The 17069-nt window shown below is 65.0% G+C and carries 11 protein-coding genes; 6 read left to right on the top strand and 5 right to left on the bottom strand.

Annotated elements, in window-relative coordinates; translation table 11 throughout:
* Nucleotides 1-7: 7 nt before the first annotated feature.
* Nucleotides 8-706 carry a glutathione S-transferase family protein gene (locus tag ACQ4WR_RS18870; RefSeq protein ID WP_436489159.1) on the bottom strand — a complete coding sequence of 233 codons (699 nt, stop codon included), beginning with the start codon at nucleotides 704-706 and terminating at the stop codon, nucleotides 8-10.
* 207 nt (nucleotides 707-913) lie between these two features.
* Between ACQ4WR_RS18870 and ACQ4WR_RS18875 the strand changes: the two genes are divergently transcribed.
* Nucleotides 914-3637, top strand: coding sequence for a M1 family metallopeptidase (locus ACQ4WR_RS18875; RefSeq protein WP_436489161.1), 2724 nt, complete (start codon nucleotides 914-916; stop codon nucleotides 3635-3637).
* A gap of 837 nt (nucleotides 3638-4474) precedes the next feature.
* Here ACQ4WR_RS18875 and ACQ4WR_RS18880 read toward each other — a convergent pair.
* A complete protein-coding gene (locus ACQ4WR_RS18880) occupies nucleotides 4475-5356 on the bottom strand; it encodes a LysR substrate-binding domain-containing protein (RefSeq protein ID WP_436489163.1) in 882 nt (293 codons plus the stop codon).
* A gap of 110 nt (nucleotides 5357-5466) precedes the next feature.
* Between ACQ4WR_RS18880 and ACQ4WR_RS18885 the strand changes: the two genes are divergently transcribed.
* A complete protein-coding gene (locus tag ACQ4WR_RS18885; protein ID WP_436489165.1) occupies nucleotides 5467-6360 on the top strand; it encodes an alpha/beta fold hydrolase in 894 nt (297 codons plus the stop codon).
* 120 nt (nucleotides 6361-6480) lie between these two features.
* A complete protein-coding gene (locus ACQ4WR_RS18890) occupies nucleotides 6481-7263 on the top strand; it encodes a YceI family protein (protein WP_436489167.1) in 783 nt (260 codons plus the stop codon).
* On the opposite strand, the gene ACQ4WR_RS18895 is transcribed toward ACQ4WR_RS18890, so the two are convergent.
* Nucleotides 7226-7855: a LysE family translocator gene (locus ACQ4WR_RS18895; protein WP_436489169.1), complete on the bottom strand. Its 630-nt coding sequence runs from the start codon at nucleotides 7853-7855 to the stop codon at nucleotides 7226-7228. The two genes, ACQ4WR_RS18890 and ACQ4WR_RS18895, sit on opposite strands and share 38 nt — an antisense overlap.
* Nucleotides 7856-8025: 170 nt before the next feature.
* On the opposite strand from ACQ4WR_RS18895, the gene ACQ4WR_RS18900 reads away from it, so the two are divergent.
* A complete protein-coding gene (locus tag ACQ4WR_RS18900; protein ID WP_436489171.1) occupies nucleotides 8026-10935 on the top strand; it encodes a hybrid sensor histidine kinase/response regulator in 2910 nt (969 codons plus the stop codon).
* Here ACQ4WR_RS18900 and ACQ4WR_RS18905 read toward each other — a convergent pair.
* The gene (locus tag ACQ4WR_RS18905; RefSeq protein WP_436489173.1) at nucleotides 10932-11834 is read right to left on the bottom strand and encodes an alpha/beta hydrolase; all 903 of its coding nucleotides are present in this window, start codon (nucleotides 11832-11834) and stop codon (nucleotides 10932-10934) included. The genes ACQ4WR_RS18900 and ACQ4WR_RS18905 overlap by 4 nt on opposite strands.
* A 45-nt stretch (nucleotides 11835-11879) precedes the next feature.
* Nucleotides 11880-15017: an NAD(P)-binding protein gene (locus tag ACQ4WR_RS18910; protein WP_436489175.1), complete on the bottom strand. Its 3138-nt coding sequence runs from the start codon at nucleotides 15015-15017 to the stop codon at nucleotides 11880-11882.
* A 201-nt stretch (nucleotides 15018-15218) separates the two neighbouring features.
* Here ACQ4WR_RS18910 and ACQ4WR_RS18915 point away from each other — a divergent pair, with 201 nt between their 5' ends.
* The gene (locus ACQ4WR_RS18915; RefSeq protein ID WP_102295990.1) at nucleotides 15219-15767 is read left to right on the top strand and encodes a phosphohydrolase; all 549 of its coding nucleotides are present in this window, start codon (nucleotides 15219-15221) and stop codon (nucleotides 15765-15767) included.
* Nucleotides 15768-16130: 363 nt separating this feature from the next.
* The gene (locus ACQ4WR_RS18920; RefSeq protein WP_436489177.1) at nucleotides 16131-16733 is read left to right on the top strand and encodes a response regulator; all 603 of its coding nucleotides are present in this window, start codon (nucleotides 16131-16133) and stop codon (nucleotides 16731-16733) included.
* Nucleotides 16734-17069 lie beyond the last annotated feature (336 nt).

Raw genomic sequence — 17069 nt, forward strand, 5'->3', positions numbered from 1 at the left:
TTGAAAATCAGGATGGCTGCTTGCCCGTTTCGACGATGGCACGCGCCTGCGCGGCAAAGGCAGCCGTGCTGGCGGCATCGGCATCGCTGTCGATGGGCGACGGCGGCAGCAGAATGCCGCGCTGCGCCGCCGGGCGCGCGTAGATGGCGGCCAGCCAGCGCCGCAGATGCGGCATGTCGTCGATGGCCACGCCCGACCATTTGTGCGTGCGCACCCAGGCCCAGTTGGCGATGTCGGCAATCGAATAATCGCCGACCAGGTATTCGTGCTGTTCCAGGTGCGTGTCGAGCACGCGCAGCAAACGCCGGCTCTCGCCCTGGTAGCGGTCGATGGCGGGCTGGATCTTTTCCGGGAAATAGCGGTAAAACACATTCGCCTGCCCCATCATGGGACCGACGCCGCCCATCTGGAACATCAGCCACTGCATCACGCGCGAGCGGCCCTTGGCATCCTGCGGCATCAGCTGGCCCGTCTTTTCCGCCAGGTAGACAAGGATGGCGCCCGACTCGAAGACGGCGAAATCGTCATTCGCGCGGTCTACGATGGCCGGGATGCGGCCATTCGGGTTGATGGCCAAAAACCACGCTTCCTTTTGCTGATGCTGCGACAGCTCCAGCGCGTGCAAGGTGTAGGGCAGCGCCAGTTCCTCCAGCGCGACGGAAATCTTGTGGCCATTGGGCGTGGCGGCCGTATACAAATCAATCATGCGTACTCCCGGCGGATGATCAGGCGCCCATCATACCAGCGCCCGGTCGCGCTGCGGCGCCCCTGGCGCGTTGACTTTGCCCCCATTTCGCCTTAGATTGCTGGACGGGAACGCTGGCCGACAGCTCCAGCGAGGTCCCGCCACCGTCAGCCACGCCTGCGGCCTGTCCGGCCAGCGGGCGTTAATTCCATGTATTCAGGGCCTACCATGCATCGCACTCCGACTCCCCGTATCCGCCGCAGCCAGCTGGCCGCCGCCGTCCTGGCACTGACCGCCACCGCCATCAGCGGCGCCAGCGTGGCCAATGCGGCCCACGCCGCACCCGTCAAGGCCAGGTACCTCTCGGCCAGCCATGCCCCCGGCACCACCACGCAGCTGCCGCGCGGCGTGCGGCCTTTGCACTACATCGTGTCAATCATGCCGGATGCCGCCGCGGCCACCTTCAAGGGCCAGGTCGCCATCAAGGTGGCCATCGACAAGCCGACGGCCAGCATCACTTTCAACGCGCTGAACCTGGCGTTTCCCGCCGCCGCCATCGAAGGCGCGGGCGGCAGCAAGCAGGTGACGCGCAAGATCGATTTCGATGCGGACAAGCAGACGGCCACCGTGCATTTCGCCGCGCCGCTGGACAAGGGCGAGTACCTGCTGCGCATCGACTACAGCGGCAAGATCGGCACGCAGGCGACGGGCCTGTTCTCGCTCGACTACGATACGCCAGAAGGCCGCAAGCGCGCGCTGTACACGCAGTTCGAGAACTCGGACGCGCGCAGCATGCTGCCATCGTGGGATGAACCGGACTACAAGGCCACTTTCGATCTCGACGTGGTCGTGCCGAGCGGCCAGATGGCTGTCGGCAACATGCCGATTGCCCGCAGCGAGGAGATGGGTTATGGCATGAAGCATGTGTACTTCGCCACCACGCCGCGCATGTCGACCTATCTGCTGTTCTTCGGCCTGGGCGACTTCGAGCGGGCCACGGCAATGAGCGAGGGCACGGAGATCGGCGTCATCACCAAGAAAGGCGCGCTGGCGCAAAGCCGCTTCGCGCTTGACGAGTCAGCCGCCCTGCTGCGCGAATATAACGATTATTTCGGCGTGCGCTACCCGCTGCCCAAGCTCGACAACATCGCCGCGCCTGGCCGCAGCCAGTTCTTCGGCGCCATGGAAAACTGGGGCGCCGTCTTCACTTTCGAATACGGCCTGCTGCTCGACCCGGCCATCTCGACCCAGGCGGACAAGGAAAACATCTACACCACCCTGTCGCATGAAATGGCGCACCAGTGGTTCGGCGACCTGGTCACCATGCGCTGGTGGGACGACCTGTGGCTCAACGAAGGCTTTGCCTCGTGGATGGAAGGGCGCACCACGCAGCGCTTGCACCCAGAGTGGAACACGGCCCTGGCCAACGTTGCCGGACGCGAGTCGGCCATGAGCCAGGACGCGCTGCGCACCACGCACCCGGTGATCCAGCGCATCGCCACGGTGGAACAGGCCAGCCAGGCCTTCGACGGCATCACCTACCAGAAGGGCAAGGCGGTGATCGGCATGCTTGAAGCCTACGTGGGCGCGGACACCTGGCGCACGGCCGTGCGCAGCTACATGCGCAAGCACGCGTATGGCAATACCGTCTCCGACGACCTGTGGCGCGAAGTCGACGCGGCGGCCCGCAAACCCGTCAGCGCCATCGCCCATGATTTCACCCTGCAGCCCGGCGTGCCGATGATCAGGGTGAGCGACGCCGTGTGCCGCAAGGGCAGCACGCGCGTGACATTGCGCCAGACGGAATTTTCCAAGGACCAGGCGGACAAGAAACCGCTGTCGTGGCAAGTGCCCGTCATCGCCTCGACGGTCGGCAGCGCCAAACAGGCCAGGGTGCTGGTGAAAAATGGCAAGGCGACCTTGAACGTGCCGGGCTGCGGCGCCCTGCTGGTGAACGCGGGCCAGAGCGGCTACTACCGCACCTTGTACGCCCCGGCCAACACGCGCGCACTGGCAGCCAGCTTTGCGCGCCTGGCGCCCATTGATCAACTGGGCCTGCTGGCGGACAGCCAGTCGCTGGGCATGGCCGGCCTGCAGGCGCCGTCCGACTTCCTCGAGCTGGTGAAAGCCACGCCGCTGTCGGCCGACCCGCAAGTGCTGGGCAAGGTGGCTGCATCCCTGAACAGCCTGTATGAGCAATATGCGGGAGACGACGCGCGCCAGCAGGCGTTTGGCCGCTACGCCATGGCGCGCCTGGCGCCGATGATGGCGCAGACGGGCTGGGAAGCGCGCGCCGGCGAAGCGTCCAGCGTGGCCACCCTGCGCGCCCAGCTGATCGCCATCCTCGGCGACATGGGCGAACCCGGCGTGCTGGCCGAAGCGCGCCGCCGCTACACGGCCAGCGAACAGGCCGGTGAGCAAGATGTGGCCGCCATGCCGGCGCCGCTGCGCCGCGCCATCCTGGGCGTAGTGGCGCAGCATGCCGACAGCGCCACGTGGGAGCAACTGCACGCCAGGGCGCGCGAGGAAAAGACGCCGCTGATCAAGAACCAGCTGTACGACTTGCTGGCGTCCAGCGACGACACGGCACTGGCGCAGCGCGCCCTGGCCCTGGCGCTGACGGATGAGCCGGGCGTGACCAACAGTCCCGCCATGATTTCGCGCGTGGCGCGCACGCATCCGGAACTGGCTTTCGATTTCGCGCTGGCGCACCTGGAGCAAGTCAATGCGCGCGTCGACGCCAGCTCGCGCAGCCGCTATTTCCCGCGCCTGGCCGCCGGCTCGGCGCAACCCGAGATGATCGCCAAGCTGCAAGCCTATGCGCAAGCCAACCTGCCCGATGGCGCGCGCGGCGACGCCGACAGCGCCGTGGCCGGCATCGCCTGGCGCATCAAGCTACGTACGGAGCGCCTGCCGGCCATCGATGCGTGGCTGGCGCAGCAGTCGAGTTGAGCGGCTTGGGCCAACAATGGTGTCGGCTTACGCCCGTTGGGCTAAGCCGACCTACGCCGACGTATGCCGACGTACGCCAGCAGCCGGGTAGGTCGGATTAGCGCGAGCGCGTAATCCGACAAGGCCAGCGGCTTGGGCTAACGATGTTGTGGGCTGACGGCTTGGGCCAACAATGTTGTCGGCTTACGCCCGTTGGGCTAAGCCGACCTACGCCGACCTACGCCGACCTGCACTGATCTACGGCAACCTACGCCGACCTGCGCCGACGTATGCCAGCAGCCAGGTCGGATTAGCGCGAGCGCGTCATCCGACAAGGCCAGCGGCATGGGCTGACGATGTTGTCGGCTTGCGCCAGCAGGGAGAAAACGGCAGGCAAAAAAAAACCGGCTTCGCTAGTCGCGGCAGCCGGTTGAAACGCTGTTTCAGAGCGCAGGGATAAACTGGGAACGCTGGTAAAACCAACACAGCGGAAATCGTGCCGGTCATTGAGGTGTCCGGCAACCTTGGGCCCGGGGTTTCCGTGCGCCATGTATCCACTATGCCAGCCCTTCTTCGCGGCAGGCTTAGGACTTCATTAAATCCCCGGCCTGATGTCCGTTTTTCCTGTTCCCTGCCCTGCATTCATTGCTGTCAAAACAAGTTTGACGTGTCTGGTGCCGATGGTTGAGCTCACCGGCTAAGCTGTTGAGTCATGCCTGCATCCTATCGCTCCCGGAGCGTAGTAATGTGCGCAATGCATGCTGTGTGCCAACGAAAGCATCATAACAGCGGCATATGACGGGCATATGACGCAGGCTAAACATCGGCGCTTTCATTGCCAGTTTTTCAGAAAATCAGTCATCGCGCATGGAATTGCTGCCGCTGCCCCGCGCCACGCACGGTGTCCACCAGCGCCCGCACGGCCGACGTATTGTTGCGCGGGAATGCGTAAAAGCGCGCATCGGGCAGCGCCGGCAAGCCCTCTTCCGTGCCCAGCACGCGCAAGCCGTCGCGCAGCTGGCTGCGCGCCACGGGCGTGACGGCAAAGCCGGCCAGCGCGGCCGCCACACAGCCGGCCATGCTGCCGCTGTCAAACGCCAGCCGCCAGGCGCGCCCCGCCTGCGCCAATGCGGCCAGTGCCGCTTCGCGGTAGACGCAAGGCGCGGGAAACAGCGCCAGCGGCACTGGCAGTCCGGGATCAGGCGCACGCCCGGCCGCGTAGGCCCACACCAGAGGTTCTGCCCACAGCAATTCGCCCGCAGCTTCCGTACGGCTGCATTGCTTGCCGAAAATCACATCGATCTGTTCATGCGCCTGGCGCCGCAGCAAGTCGGCCGTGATGCCCACCTTCAATTCGATCGACGCCTGCGGATGCCAGCGCTGGAAGGTTTGCAGCACTTGCGGCAGCCAGGTGCCCGCGAAATCTTCCGACGCGCCCAGCACCAGCCGTCCCTGCACGGCGGCACCGCTGAGCCGGGCGCGCGCTTCGCGCTCCAGGTCGACGATATTGCGCGCATACATGTACAGCACTTCGCCGGCGGCCGTCAGTTCCAGGCTGCGCGTCGTGCGTGTCAGTAATTGTTTGCCGGCACTGTGTTCCAGGCGCTTGATATGTCCGCTGACGGCCGACGGTGTCAGCGCCAGGTTTTGCGCAGCCAGCGCGAAGCCGCCCGCATCGACCACTTCGAGCAGGCTGCGCAAGAGGACGATGTCCAGGGTGATTGCCGGCAAGGCGTGCATCAGGCTCCCCAACTCATCAAGATATGTGCATAATATCGATGAATTCCTCACGAATCAAACAGTTTACCGGGACTACCATGAATTCCTCACTTCAATTCGTCAGGAATGCCATGCAAGACTATCATTACATCGCCACCCCGCTGCTGGATGTGGCCTATCTGGAATGGAACCCGTCCGGCAGGCGCTGCGCCGTGCTGGTGCACGGCTGGCCGGACAGTCCGGAAAGCTGGGCCGCCACGGCCACGGCGCTGGCCGCCGCCGGCTACCGCGTGCTGGCGCCCGCCCTGCGCGGCTTCGCGCCCACGCGCTTTCGCCACGCGGACACGCCGCGCAGCGGCCAGCTGGCCGCGCTGGGACGCGACTTGCTCGACTTTATCGATGCCATGCAACTGCATCAACCCTTGCTGGTGGGCCATGACTGGGGCGCGCGCGCCGTCGCCAACGCCTGCGGCCTGCGCCACGATGCGGCCTGCGGCCTGGTGATGCTGTCGGTTGGCTATGGCACGAATGACCCGCGACAAGCATTGTCTTACCGGCAGGCGCGCAATTACTGGTACCACTGGTTCATGGCAACGCCCCGGGGCCGGCAAGCCGTCGAGCTTGACCGCCACGCCTTTGCCCGCATGATGTGGGACAGCTGGTCGCCCGCCGGCTGGTATGCGCCAGCCGATTTCGCGCAGGCCAGCCGGGCGTTCGACGGACCCGACTGGGCCGAGGTGGTGCTGCATTCCTACCGCCACCGCTGGGCCTTCGTCGAGGGCGACCCAGCCTACGCTGCCGACGAAGCGCTGCTGCAGCCGGCGCCCGTGCTGCATCTTCCCACCCTGGTGCTGCATGGCGCGGCCGACAGCTGCAACCATCCGGACAGCTCGGCCGGGCGCGAACACCATTTCAGCGGAGCGTACCAGCGCGTGCTGCTCGAAGGCATCGGCCACTTCCCCCAGCGCGAAGCGCCGCAAGCCGTGGCAGGCGCCATCCTGATGTTTGTCGAGGGAAATTTGTAATCGCCCAGCCGCGCGCGGCGCACTCGGGACTATCGCCTGGCAGGGTGGATCGCTTACTATGGCCGTATCGCGCCTTGCGCCTATCGAGCCTTTGCCATGCCACGCCAGCAGCCGTCACCGATGCAACATGTCCACCCCAGCGCGCTGCGCGCCTGGGTCCATGCCTGCGCTTATGCCTGTGCCGGTGCTTTGCTGGCGGCCTGCTCGCCGTTCGCCACGCCGCCCGCCGCGCAGCCGCCTGCGCCCGCGGCCGATACAACAGCCATGGCGGCCACGCAGACGCCAGCCTGGCTGCGGCGCGGCACGCAGGCGCTGCACATCGTGCCGCAGGAATCCCTGCTGACCATTACCGTGCGCCGCAGCGGCGCGCTGGCGCGCCTGGGGCACGACCATGTGATCGCCAGCCGCAGCCTGCAAGGCGTGGTGGCGCCCGCGCAGGGACGCGCCGCCTTCCAGTTCCGGCTCGATGAAATGCGTGTGGATGAAGAGGGCCTGCGCCAGGCGGCTGGGCTGACGAGCACGCCATCGGCCGACGCCATCGCCGGCACGCGCCACAACATGCTGGTGCGCGTGCTCGATGCGGAGCGTTATCCGTGGGTGCGTGTCGACGCCCGGCGTGTCGACGCCCGGCGCGCGGGCGACAGCGCGCTGCTGGACGCCGACATCACCCTGCATGGCGTGACCCGCTCGGTGCAGCTGCCCGTGCGGATCGAGGAAACGACTGACGGAAAAAGCCTGCAGGCCAGCGGCAGCCTGCTGTTGAAGCAGAGCGATTTCGGCATCGTGCCGTTCGCCATCCTGGGCGGCGCCATGGCCGTGCAGGACCAGATGGAACTGGCGTTTCGCATCACGGCACGGCGGCAGATCAGCGCGCCAGGATCAGGCGCAAGCCCAGGGCAATGAAGATGCCGCCGGCCACGCGGTCCAGCCACAGGCCGGCACGCGGGCGGCGGTTCAGCCAGGTGCCGACGGCGCCGGAAAAGTAGCCGAGCAGGCTGAACAGCACGCAAGCCTGCGCCGTAAACACCAGGCCCAGCTGCGCCGTCTGCCAGCTGGCATCGCCCCGTCCCGCGACGATGAACTGCGGCAGGAACGACAGGAAAAACAGCACGACTTTCGGATTGATACTGTTGGCGAACAGCCCCTTGCCGAACAGGCGCAGCAGAGATTCGTCAGGCAAGGCCGCCGCGCCATCGACTTTTGCGCCGCCCCGGCTGCGCAGCGCGCCGATGCCCAGCCACACCAGGTACAGGCCGCCTGCCACCTTCAGCGCCGTAAAGGCCGTGGGCGAAGCGGCCAGCAGGGCCGACACGCCGATGGTCGCCAGCAAGGTATGCGTGAGGCAGCCAAGGGCGCAGCCCAGGCCGAACGCCATGCCCTGGCGCCGCCCGCGCGACATGCCCACGCCCAGCACCATCAGGTTGTCGGGACCGGGGCTGGCGGTGATGAGGACGGCGGCGGCCAGGAAGGCCAGGAACTGGTCGGGACTAAGCATGCATGACTCGCGGACGAAAAAGCCACATGATACCGGAGCCGGCCGCGGTGGCCATCGGCAGCCTGCCTGCAGGCGATGAAATTGAGCGTGCGTCACCAAGAGTCGATTAAAATGAGCGATCCCAAGCACAATCGCCGCCCTGCCTTGCGCGACCACCAACCGACTCCCCGATGCCAGCCCATCCGCCACCGTCCAGCCACAGCGCTTCCAGCTTTCGCGTCAGCGCGTGGCTAGGCCGGTGGCTGTGCCTGTTCGGCCTGTTCGGCCTGCTGGGACTGGTCAGCGCGGCGCAAGCGCCGGGCCTGCCGCTGTCCCTGGGCATGCAGGGCATCCACAGCCTGGGCAGCGGCGCACGGCTGTTTCTGGCCAGCGACACGGCCGCGCCCGCCGATGCGGCCGCCCTGCCCGCGTGGCTGGCGCAGCAGCGCCCGACCACCGACATCGACCTGTTCGGCGGCGCCTACTGGCTGCTGGCGCAGGTGCGCAACGAGACGCGCGAGACGGCCTGGGTCATCGATCCCAACGATACCCTGATCGACCTGGTCGACATGCATGTGTATGGCCCCGGCCAGCACGACGCACCGCGCACCCTGCTGACGGGCTACCAGCGCCCGCACGAGTACCTGCTGCACTATGGTAAAAACGTGCAGCTGCAGCCGGGCGCCACGTACACCATCCTGATCCGCTTTTCCAGCCCGTATTACGCGCGCGCGCCCATGTTTGGCGTCAAGACGCAGCAGGACTACCGCAAGCTGGTAGGAAAAGAGAATTTCCTGATGGTCGCGTCCATCGGCGCCCTGCTGGCGCTGGGCCTGTTCAACTTCTTCATCTTTTCCATCACCCTGGAAAAAGCCTCGGCGTATTACGCGCTGTATGTGCTGACCTATGGCCTGGCCTGGGCCATGACTTTCCATGTCTTCGCCGACCTGTTCGACTGGCACATGCTGCAGCTGCATTACGTGCCGTTCTTCCTGCTGCCCGTCTTCAGCACCCTGTTCTACATGCATTTTTTGCACCTGCGCAATTACTCGCCGCTGCTCTACCGCATCAGCAAGATCAACCTGGTGCTGCCCCTGCTGCTGCTGCCCAGCTGTTTCTTCGCCCTGCAATATGCGCATGCGCTGGCCACCATCGCCATCACCATCTGGATGCTGCTGGCGCTGACCTGCGGCATCGTTGTCTGGCGCCACGGCTACCAGCCGGCGCGCTTTTTCGTGCTGGCCTTCGTCGCCCTCATGCTGCCCGGTTTCCTGATCCTGCCGGCCAACCTGGGCCTGATGCCGGCCATGGTGGCCAACGCCCAGCTGGTGACCCTGCTGGGCGGCACCCTGGACGGCCTGCTGCTGGCCTTTGCCCTGGCCGACCAGATCCGGCTGCTGCGCAACAACCTGGAGCAGCGCGTGCGCGAGCGCACCCTGGCCCTGACCCTCAGCAACGACGCCCTGCTGACGGCCAAGGAGCACGCGGAAGTGGTCAGCCGCCACCGCATCGATTTTCTTTCCGCCATGAGCCACGACATCCGCACGCCGCTGGCCGGCGTCATCGGCATGCTGAAATTCGCCCTGCGCGACCAGTCGGTTCGCGGGCGCACGCAGGAATATTTGCGCATCGGCCTGCACAATGGCGAATCGCTGCTGACCATCCTCAACGACATCCTCGACTTCTCGAAGATCGACGCGGGCAAGCTGACCCTGGAAACGCTGGACTTCGACTTGCTGGCCCTGGTCGGCGACGCGGCCGGCATCGTGCAGGGCCAGGCCGACGCCAAGAGCCTGCTGCTACGCCGCGAACTGGCGCTCGACCTGCCCCGCTATGTGCGCGCCGATCCCACGCGCCTGCGCCAGATCCTCATCAACCTGCTGGGGAACGCCTTGAAATTCACGGCGAACGGCGAGGTACTGCTGGAGGTGCGGCGCGCGCGCACGCCGCCGCGCGGCGATGGCCGCAGCCAGATCGAATTCATCATCAGCGACACGGGGCCAGGCATCGATGCCGACACCTTGCCGCGTCTGTTCCAGAAGTTCGAACAGGCCGACCATTCCACCACGCGCCGCTATGGCGGCACGGGCCTGGGCCTGGCCATCTGCAAGGAACTGGTCGAACTGATGGGCGGCAGCATCGGCGTCGAAAGCCGGGTCGGCATCGGCTCGCGCTTTCATTTCAGCCTGCCACTGCTCGATGGCAGCGCTCCGGCCGCGAATGCGCGCCAGCTGCCGCGTCACGCGCGCCACGCCTGCCGCCTGCGCATCCTGTGCGCAGAAGACGTGCGCACCAACCAGATCATCATCGGCACCCTGCTCGAAGCCATGGGCCATGCCGTGAGCATCGTTGACAATGGCGAAGAAGCACTGCGCGCGCTGGGCTCCGGCGCCTATGACTGCGTGCTGATGGATGGCCGCATGCCGCTGATGGACGGCGAGCAGGCCGCGCGCCTGGTGCGCGACGGCGGCAATGCGCACTTCCCGATTCCCGACGCGCACATCCCCATCATCGCCCTGACGGCCAACGCCAGCGAACATGACCGCCAGCGCTACCTGGCGGCCGGCATGGACGACTTCCTCAGCAAACCTGTCGATGAAGCGCTGCTGTTTGAAAAGATCGACGCCATCATCGACCTGCTGCTGGCGCGCGGCCAGGCGCTGCCACCGGCCCTGCCGGCCGAAGAAGACGCGCTGGCGCGCCAGTTCGGCCTGGATACGGCCAGCGCCGCGCCACCGGACACGCCGCCGCCCGTCGATCCGATGAGCGTGCCCGTGCACATCCTGCCGCTGGCGGGCCTGTCGCCGCAGCACTTGCAGCGCATCGCGCAAGCCTTCTTGATGGAAGCGCCACGGCGTCTGGACCTGGCTTGCCACGCCGTGCGCAATGGCAACGCCAGCGCCGCGGCCGCCGCTTTTCATGCATTGAAAGGCAGCGCCGGCTACCTGAGCCGCCCCACCCTGCACAGCCTGTGCCACCAGATGGAAACGCTGGCGTCGAACGGCCAGCTCGATAACGTCGAGCAGTATCTGCCGCAACTGCAGGAAGCGCTGGACGTGGCGCGGCGCGACCTGGAAGAACACGCCGGCAGCACGTCTTAGGGCGCCGTCATCCAGCCGTGCGCTTGCAGCCACGCCAGCAGCAGCTGCGGCCAGGCGGCCGGTTCGCTGCCCGGCTTGCCCAGGCCCCAGCCATGGCCGCCGTGCCGGAACAGGTGCAGTTCCACGGGCACGCCCGCGCGGTGCAGGGCGCTGGCCATCAGCTGGCTGTTTTCGAGCGGCGCAATCGGATCATCGAGGGCTTGCGCGATGAAGGCGGGCGGCGTTTGCGCGTCTACCTGCAGCTCGACCGACATGGCGTCGCGCGCGGCCTGCGCCGGATGCGCGCCCAGCAGCTCCTTTTTCGCATGCGTCGTGTCGAACGGCGGCTGCATGGTCAGCACGGGATACAGCAGCACGGCAAAATCGGGCCGCGCCGACACCTTGTCCGCCGCATCGACGGGCGCATAACGCACGGCGTGCGGCTGCACGGCCGTCATGCCGGCCAGGTGCGCGCCGGCGGAAAAACCCAGCATGCCGATGCGCGCCGGTTCGATTTTCCATTCGGCGGCGCGCGCGCGGATCAGGCGCATGGCGCGCTGGCCATCCTGAAACGGCGCGTCCACCCCGCCGCCTTCCTGCGGCAAGCGGTACACCAGCTCAAAGGCCGTGATGCCCTGCGCCTGCAGCCAGGCGGCGGCCGGGCCGCTTTCCTTGCCCGCCTCGATATGCGCATAGCCGCCGCCGCTGGCCAGCAGGATGGCCACGCCGTTTGGCCGCGCCGGGCGGTGCACGAGCAGGTAGGGCTGCTCGACCTGGGTGATCGAGCCTTTGGCGCTGTCGCGCTGCGGGCCGGGCGCCGCGCCACCGGGCGGCGTGCCGGGCCACAGCAGAACCGCGCCGGCCGGCGCGGCGCCGGCGTGCAGGGGAAGGAAGACCAGACAAAGCAGCAGGCGTTTCATGGGCAGGCTCGCGCAGGGACGATGAAACGCCATCATAAGGGCAGGTTAAAAATCCGTCTCGCCCTGGATCACGGCCGGATAGCCCGTCATGGCGCGCGAGGTCTGCATGCCGGCCATAACGGCCGCCTCCACGCAGCCCGCGTTGATGCCCGTCCTGATCCAGTCGCCCGTGAGGAACAGGTTGCTGAAGCCCGACTGGTCGGTGGCCAGGCGGTACTGCGTGCTGCCCACCACCGACATGACGTAGCGCTCGGACGGGTCGACGTTGGCGCGCCAGTACTGGCTGTCGAAACGCGCCGGCCCCGTGCCGGCCTTGGCATCGACCAGCCATTGCCACGGAAACGCGCCCGGTGCCCCTGCCTCGGCCCACAGGGCACCGATTTCCCGCTCCAGCTGGTGCAGCGCGCCCTGCTTGGCCTTTTCCGCACAGCGGGCCGGAAAGCCCGTGTCCGTCACGGGTGGATAACTGTCGACGGGGAAGGCGCTGCAAAAGTAGGAAACGTTTTTTGGCTCGAGCCCCGCCGGCCAGTCTTCGTGCGCCAGCAACTGGTCCATCGGCGCCCACGTGTCGTACGGCTCCGTGAAGGCCGACAGCACGGGCTGCTGGCCTTGCGGCTGCGTGGTCCAGCCCATCTGCGACAGGTTCTTGTTGAGCCACACCTGGTAGGCTTGCGTGGCCACCGTTTTCACCTTCTCGGTCGTCAGGCGCAGGGCCGGGCTGTGCGCCAGCAACTGCGGGCACAGCGCCTCCAGCGAACCGATGGAAATGCCGAACACCACCTTGTCAAAATCGACGCCCTTCTTCAGGACGGTGACAGGCAGCGGCTGGCCGAACGCCTGCTGGTACTGCTGCGGCCAGTCGCTCCAGTACGACTCCAGGTTGACGCCTTTTTCCTGCAGCAGGGCCGCCTGCGCGGGATCGAGCTGCGCGTAATCGGGCGCGCTGGGCCAGCAATCGAGGCCTTTCACATTCACCAGCGGCGCGTAGCCTTCGGCCGGATCCTTCAATTGCACCTGCTCGGTGATGCGGATGCTGGCTATGTCGCCCGCGCCCGGCACCAGTTCTTCCACGCGCTGGAAGAACTTGAATTCCACCCCCCGTTTTTGCAGCACTTCGTACAGCGGCGTGAAAATCGTGTCGCCCATGCCGGCCTGCATCTTGAACATGATGCCGCCCTTGTAGGCCAGGCCGATGCGCGCCATCGCCCGCAGCAGGGTGCCTGCCTCGATGTTCGGTTTGGAAAAATCGCCGCCCTCGTAGGCGAACACCAGGTCGTAGAAGCCGCGCACGGGCGCCGAGTTGACGCTGAACTGCTCGTCGCCGCCATGCTTGCGCAGCCAGTCGCGGAAGTCGATATCGTTGATGACGTCGAAGCCGTTCTTGAACACGCCATCCTGGAACATGCCCTTCATGACGGTGATGCCCAGGTCCAGGCAGATGAACAGGCGGCGCAATTCATCGTCGCCGTCGATCAGCGCGCGGTAGCGCAGGCGCAGCCAGGCGCGGATGCCGTTCAGGGTGCTGGCCAGCAGCTGGTGGCGGGCCTGGTCATGGCGCGTGGAATCGGGCGCCAGGTCGGCCACCAGCGCCACCAGCGCGCCCACGGACAGACCCACGTCCAGCCCCAGTTCATCGGCCTGCCCCACCACTTCATCGGCCAGGCGGCGCAGCCAGCCCGGCCACACTCCCTCACCTTGCGAGGCGCTGGCGCGCACGATGCGCGCGTCGGCATCGGCCACTTGGCGGATCTGGCGTATCCACTGCTCGATCCAGCCCACCATGGCCACGGCCATCTGCCACAGGGTGATGTCTTCGCCGCCCTCGCCCGGCTCGCCCGGCAAGGTGGGGAAGACGATGGACCAGTTGCGCCACTGCCCCTTCACGTCCTCGGACAGGGCCACGTAATCGTGCTGCTTGAAGGCGTCGCGCCAGGTGGCCAGCGGCGCGCCGGGCGGACGCTCCAGGCTGGCGTAAGCTTCCTTGATCATCTTGAAGGCGTTGGCATAAAAGCCGAACCAGATATGCAGGCCGTGTTCCTCGATGCGCTGGCCCGCTTGCGCATTGCGTCCGCTGGCGCCCTTGCCGCCCAGGCGCCAGCCCAGTTGATACACGGTGATGGCATGCTGGTTTTGCCAGCCCGGCTGGTTGGTCAGATAATATGCGGCCGTCATGGCCGCCACGCCGCCGCCGAGGATGGCGATCTTTTCTGGTGCGATCTGCGAATTGTCGACCAGCTCCTCGCCCGGCATGGCCGTGAAATCGAAGTTCACGTTGAACGGCAGGATGGCCGCCTGCGGTCCCAGCTGCAAGCCCAGGGTCTGGTCCAGCGGGAAGCTGTCGAAGGCGTGCACCGTGCATGCATATTCATAGCCGAGCAGGCGCGCGCTGTGCAGGCGGTTGATTTCGGCCGGCGCGGCCACCAGCGCCTGGTACACGGCCTTCACGCCCGCGCTGTCGGGGAATTGCTTGAGGAAAATCTGGTCGATGCGGGGATTGCGCAGCAGGGACAGGATATCGGCCCAGCCGGCCTGGTCCATGTCGAAAAAGTCGGGGATGGAAAGGAAAATCTTGAAGGCCTGCTCGATCAGTTCCAAAAAACTGTTGACGGGCTTGTGCGGCCCCGTCTGCACGGTGGCATTGACTTCCAGCAGCGGGTGCAGGGCCAGTTTCGTTTCCGGTGAGAAATGCTGGAAGCCCTTGGCGGCGACGGAACAGCGCAGCGGCTCGCTGCCCGCGGCGGGAATCTCGTATTCGCACAAGTATTTCGGGTAGCCAAACAGTTCGCGCCCGTTGATCAGGGCCATGGCGTCGTCGACGAAAATATGGCAGGGGTACCAGTAGATATGCGCGAGCTTGCCCGCGTCATCCATCTGGCCGACCATGATCCAGGTGACGATGTCGACTTCCGTGATCCAGCCCTTGGCCTGGTCGACGGGGTTGGCGGAGTCCGCATGGTTGACGCGCGTAAAGGTCAGCATCACATACGGCGACAGGGCTTTCAGGGTCATGCGCTGGCCCGCCACCTGGTTCAGGGTAGTGTTGACGGTAGCCTGCAGCTTGGCCAGGTCGCCCTTGACGAAATACCCGTACATTTCCGACTGTTTCAATTGCAGCGGCGAGTGCATCATCACCGAACCGCCCTGGTAGATATACGAAGGTCTTGCCGAAGGTTTCGCCGTCATTGCCCTGCTCCCTATTTAAGTTTCAGACAAACAAGATTGAGATAGTGTATTTGAGAAAGAACAATGAATGATATGAAATAAATTAAAGGATATGCCAAGATGCATAGGCTGCGACGCCAAGCGGCGGGCGCACGGCGGCCGGGGCAAGCTGCCGGCATCGGGTGTACGATGCAGCATCGTCAGCGTTCCGAGCACCCTGTCATGGCAATGATTACCACCGATTATGTTTCCACTTATTCAGGCAACCGTTTTTATCCCTTGCGCCCGCATATCGACAAGGTCGCCATCGAAGACATCGCGCATGGCCTGGCCTACCAGTGCCGTTTCAATGGCCAGACGCAAGTGTTTTATTCGATCGCCCAGCACAGCCTGATCGTCGCCAGCCTGGTGCCGCCGCGCATGCGCCTGGCGGCCCTGCTGCACGACGCGGCCGAAGCCTATCTGGGAGACATGGTGAAACCATTGAAAGTGCTGCTGCCGGAATTTGCCGCGCTGGAAGACAAGGTGAGCGCCATCATCGCCGCCACCTACGGCCTGGACTTTTCCGACTACGCGCCCATCAAGCAGGCCGACCTGATTGCGCTGGCCACGGAAAAGCGCGACCTGATGCCGCATTCGGCCGAGCGCTGGGCCTACCTTGACGGCATCGCCCCCTTGCCCGGTATAATTGACGCCATGGGTCCGGCCGAAGCCAAGCAGCGTTTTTTGCAGGCGTTTGCCGAACTGAGCGGCGAAGGCATGGCCGCTTGAGTGCCGCGCGCCACACTGCCAGCCGCGCCCTAAGCCACGGTTTTTGCACGGCTTTTTTAGATATCCACAGCAACTGTGGATAAAGTTGTTGATAAGCCCCTCTTGACAAGCCGCAACACCAGTATTGATGCGGGTTTCAACAATTTGCTGATTTCACAGGCAATTTTTTATCCCAATGAAATCAACGACTTGTGATGCCGCATTTGCGCTTGAACAAACTTTCTCAAGCAACACCAAAATATATTTTTTGACGCCCTGAGCATCAAGGGCAAGCATGGCCTTGCAAGAACAGCATTGTTTTGACAAACCTTGCGGACTGGCATAGTGTGGAGTGAATGGGCACCATCAACGCTGGATAATGGCATGACTATGGATACCGATAACGGCGCCAAGGCACCGGACGAACCCGACTGGCTGGTCGATGAACCGCTGGCGCGTGGCGGCGCGGCGTCCGACGCGGCCAATGCGCCGGCGCCGTGGCGCGTGCTGATCGTCGACGACGATGTCGACGTGCACGTGGTCACCAAATTCGCCCTCAGCCAGGCCAGCTTCCAGGGGCGCCGGCTGAGCTTTCTGCATGCCTATTCGGGCGCCGAGGCGCTCACCGTGCTGCGCGGCACACCCGATATCGCCGTGGTGCTGCTGGATGTCATCATGGAAACGCAGGATGCCGGCCTGCAAGTGGCGCGCCAGATCCGCGAGGATCTGCACAACAGCGCAGTGCGCATCATCCTGCGCACGGGCCAGCCTGGCCAGGCGCTGGAGCACCGCATCATCATCGATTACGACATCAACGATTTCTGGTGCAAGACCGACCTGACGACACGCAAATTGTTCACCACCGTGATCGCCTCGCTGCGCACCTATGCCACCCTGCGCGAAGCGCAGCAGCAACTGGCCGACCTCGCCGCGGCGCTGGCCCAGCGCGACGGCACGCCACCGGCGCCACCGGCAGGCACGCCCTGAACCATCCGCCTACTTTCAGTCATAAAACAAGAGCACTGGATAGGCATACAGGCTTGCGCGATGCCCCATTTTGGCGCTTCGCCATGGCCGCAGGCGCGCGCGGATTTGCCAAAATAATCTAAGTGGCGGATTGTTAAGCGCTTTTTCAGATATCCACACGGACTGTGGATATCTTTGTGGATAAGCGCCTATTGACAGGCCTCAAAGCCACAGCCAGTGCGGCTTTCAATAAACTGCTCAATCAAACAGCAAAAAAATAACAGAGTAAAATCAATGACTTAGAATCTAACAGATAATCACGAGAAAATAATTTCAGCAATTTCGCTAGCCCATCAT

The sequence above is a fragment of the Janthinobacterium amylolyticum genome (assembly GCF_051380655.1).
GTDB lineage: Bacteria > Pseudomonadota > Gammaproteobacteria > Burkholderiales > Burkholderiaceae_D > Janthinobacterium.

Bases quoted from the DNA above. Each gene is read 5' to 3' on its own strand.
- ACQ4WR_RS18880 (WP_436489163.1), bottom strand. From the start codon at position 5,356: ATGCACGCCTTGCCGGCAATCACCCTGGACATCGTCCTCTTGCGCAGC.
- ACQ4WR_RS18885 (WP_436489165.1), top strand. From the start codon at position 5,467: ATGCAAGACTATCATTACATCGCCACCCCGCTGCTGGATGTGGCCTAT.
- ACQ4WR_RS18905 (WP_436489173.1), bottom strand. From the start codon at position 11,834: ATGAAACGCCTGCTGCTTTGTCTGGTCTTCCTTCCCCTGCACGCCGGC.
- ACQ4WR_RS18875 (WP_436489161.1), top strand. From the start codon at position 914: ATGCATCGCACTCCGACTCCCCGTATCCGCCGCAGCCAGCTGGCCGCC.
- ACQ4WR_RS18920 (WP_436489177.1), top strand. From the start codon at position 16,131: ATGACTATGGATACCGATAACGGCGCCAAGGCACCGGACGAACCCGAC.
- ACQ4WR_RS18890 (WP_436489167.1), top strand. From the start codon at position 6,481: ATGCAACATGTCCACCCCAGCGCGCTGCGCGCCTGGGTCCATGCCTGC.
- ACQ4WR_RS18900 (WP_436489171.1), top strand. From the start codon at position 8,026: ATGCCAGCCCATCCGCCACCGTCCAGCCACAGCGCTTCCAGCTTTCGC.
- ACQ4WR_RS18870 (WP_436489159.1), bottom strand. From the start codon at position 706: ATGATTGATTTGTATACGGCCGCCACGCCCAATGGCCACAAGATTTCC.
- ACQ4WR_RS18915 (WP_102295990.1), top strand. From the start codon at position 15,219: ATGGCAATGATTACCACCGATTATGTTTCCACTTATTCAGGCAACCGT.
- ACQ4WR_RS18895 (WP_436489169.1), bottom strand. From the start codon at position 7,855: ATGCTTAGTCCCGACCAGTTCCTGGCCTTCCTGGCCGCCGCCGTCCTC.
- ACQ4WR_RS18910 (WP_436489175.1), bottom strand. From the start codon at position 15,017: ATGACGGCGAAACCTTCGGCAAGACCTTCGTATATCTACCAGGGCGGT.